We start from the raw sequence: 2,740 nt of genomic DNA on the forward strand, positions 1-2,740 counted from the left end.
GATGCCATTTTTCTTTATACTGTCACTGAGGCAGGTTGGACATTTGATTTCTAGAGTTATTTGCATTTCTCTATTTTATCAAAATTCAACCTGCTTTTTTTTAGCATACTTTTTGATACACCACCAATATTTGAAATATGGATGCTTTAAGTAAAATTTTTGATGATATTCATTTACACCGTTCAGAATATATTTATCTAAAATCTAAACAAGCGTGGTCATTTCAGTTCCAAGATCATGGCGCAATGATTGCCTATGTAGTTATATCGGGTCAGTGCCTAGTACAACTTAACAACGAACAGATTCAACTTGAAGCTGGCGATTTATGCTTAATTCCATCTGGCCAAAATCATCAATGCCGATCTATTCATATTGATCCTTTAGTTGAGTCACTCAATATCACACCGCTCTTTCAAGAAAAGCGACATAAAACTGTAGATTTAAATCCGTCTGAATCAGACACAACTGAAGAATTGTTGATGCTTGCAATTCGGGGGCATGTCGACAGCATTATGGCGCGACCACTGTTTAATGCATTACCGAATGTTTTGCATATTCAACATATTATGAGCAGCACTGCACCAGAATGGCTGCAAATCGGCTTGCAGTTTTTAGCTGTCGAAGTGAATCAAATCCGCCCAGGCCGCGACAAAATTTTGGATCATTTAGTGAGTATCTTATTTATAGAATGTGTACGTGATTATATTGCGGCAATGCCAAACTCAAGTAACTGGTTACATGCACTCAGTCACCCTGAACTATCGAATGCACTGGCCGCCATTCATGAACAACCACAACAGCCATGGACGGTAGAAAGTCTGGCTGAACAATGCTGTATGTCGCGTTCAAAATTTGCGAGTTTATTTACGCAGATAGTTGGCGAAACTCCATTGGCCTATTTGCAACAGCACCGTTTACGTCTGGCTGCACAACATTTAAAAATGGGCCAACTTACCATTCAGCAAATTGCCTATCGTGTTGGTTATTCATCTGAAACAGCTTTTAGCCAAACTTTTAAAAAGTTTTATGACCTCACACCAACACAGTATCGACAGCAGTTTCAAGTACAAAAAATATCAGTGAATTAAAATTCCCACATCTAATGTAAAACGAAACAATAGGAACACATTCATTCAACTCAAACGCATTATTGATTTAATGTATTCAAGATAGATTGCACTGGATCTTCACTGTTACCTGCCAATAATTGCTTATGCATGGTCAAATGCTGCATCGACTGAATTTGCGCAGTTTCAATATTCATCAATTTTTCAATTTCAGACGCCAAATTTTCAGGTGTAGCATCATGCTGAATCAATTCTCGAATGACCTTTTTACCCGCAATAATATTGGGTAGAGAATAATAAGGAATTTTGATCAAAAATTTCACCACATGATACGTCAGCCAATTCAGCTTATAAAACGTTACCATTGGACGGTGTAATAACATGGCTTCTAATGTCGCTGTACCCGATGCCAAAGCCACAATATTCGATGCATTCATCACTTGACGACCAATTTTAGATTCGGTGTCAGTATTTTCCATTATGCGGACTTTCGTTTGTAAAGCTTCAGGATATTGCTGTAACAAAGCCTCGATTTGTTGCTTACGCGCATCATTAATGGCTGGAATTAAGAAGATATATTCAGGATGCTTTTTGCTAATGATCTCTGCTGCAGACAAAACCAATGGCCCCAATCGCTCAATTTCACCGCGACGACTTCCTGGCAACAATGCAATGTGCTTGGTCCTTTGATCCAAACCAAGTTCTTGCTGGGCCGCAGCTATTGGATTTTCTAAAGGGAGCTGGCTTGCCAATGGATGTCCGACAAATGCTGCTGGTACGTCCCATTTTTTATAAAAGGCTTTTTCAAATGGAAATAGACACAGTACCAAATCAATACTGGCTTTGATTCCGTGCACACGGCCTTGACGCCACGCCCATACTGAAGGACTGACATATTGCACGGTTTTAATCGGTAGATTTTTTTGTTTCAGGCTTTTAGACAGTCTTAAATTAAAATCTGGTGCATCAATGCCGACAAATACATCGACAGGCTCTTTTGTCCATGTATCGACCAAACCATCACGCACTGCAAAAAGTTTTTTAATGTCTTTTAAAACTTCAACAATGCCCATGACCGATAAAATATCCATCGGAAAATAACTTTTAAAGCCTTCAGCGATCATTTGTGGACCACCAATGCCTTCAAACTCGGCATCAATCCCCTGCTCACGAAAACTACGGATGAGTTTTGCACCCAATGTATCACCGGAAACTTCTCCGACCACAATACCTATTTTTAGCTTCCGATTTAGCAAGTGCATGTCCTCTTAATTTTGCTGTATTTTACCATAGTGTTTTTATATTTAGTCTTGGCATTCGAATGCTTTTAAATTTGTTTAATGATTAAACCCATACAAATATTTTCTTATTCCTATTTTAAAGAAGGATTAAAATCAATTGATCAAACAGCAAATTTAAACTCAAAAAATAAATATTTACTTTTTTCATTTTTGTTATCTATTTTCTTCATTTTGACTTATCAATTACACAAAAATAAGAATATACAAACACTGAAGCAATAAAAAGATATTCATTGCAAACAATCTTTGGTGGTGTTTCAAAAAGTATGCTGACATTAAATGAAACCATTATTGATGTAAAAAAAGGTTAAGTCGAAGGCTTTAAAATGGTTTTCAATCTTTTTGGAGAAATTACAACTCTTTCTAAAACCG

Annotated in this window: 2 protein-coding genes and 1 pseudogene; 1 reads left to right on the top strand and 2 read right to left on the bottom strand. The window is 37.2% G+C overall.

The genetic code is table 11. From position 1 onward, the window contains the following. The first annotated feature begins 137 nt into the window (after window positions 1–137). On the top strand, window positions 138–1,088 hold the full coding sequence (locus FTT84_RS17420) for an AraC family transcriptional regulator (RefSeq protein ID WP_067766389.1): 951 nt from the start codon (window positions 138–140) through the stop codon (window positions 1,086–1,088). Window positions 1,089–1,147: 59 nt separating this feature from the next. Here FTT84_RS17420 and lpxB read toward each other — a convergent pair whose 3' ends face one another. Beyond that, entirely contained in the window at window positions 1,148–2,323 is a 1,176-nt protein-coding gene (gene lpxB / locus FTT84_RS17425; RefSeq protein WP_180081982.1) for a lipid-A-disaccharide synthase, read from the bottom strand. A gap of 320 nt (window positions 2,324–2,643) precedes the next feature. Continuing rightward, window positions 2,644–2,740, bottom strand: a pseudogene (locus tag FTT84_RS17430) (IS1 family transposase); the annotation flags it as partial.

It is taken from the genome of Acinetobacter sp. YH01019 (assembly GCF_013420285.1).
Classification (GTDB): Bacteria; Pseudomonadota; Gammaproteobacteria; order Pseudomonadales; family Moraxellaceae; genus Acinetobacter; species Acinetobacter gandensis.

Coding starts and splice junctions, on each gene's coding strand:
- FTT84_RS17420 (WP_067766389.1), top strand. CDS start 138: ATGGATGCTTTAAGTAAAATTTTTGATGATATTCATTTACACCGTTCA.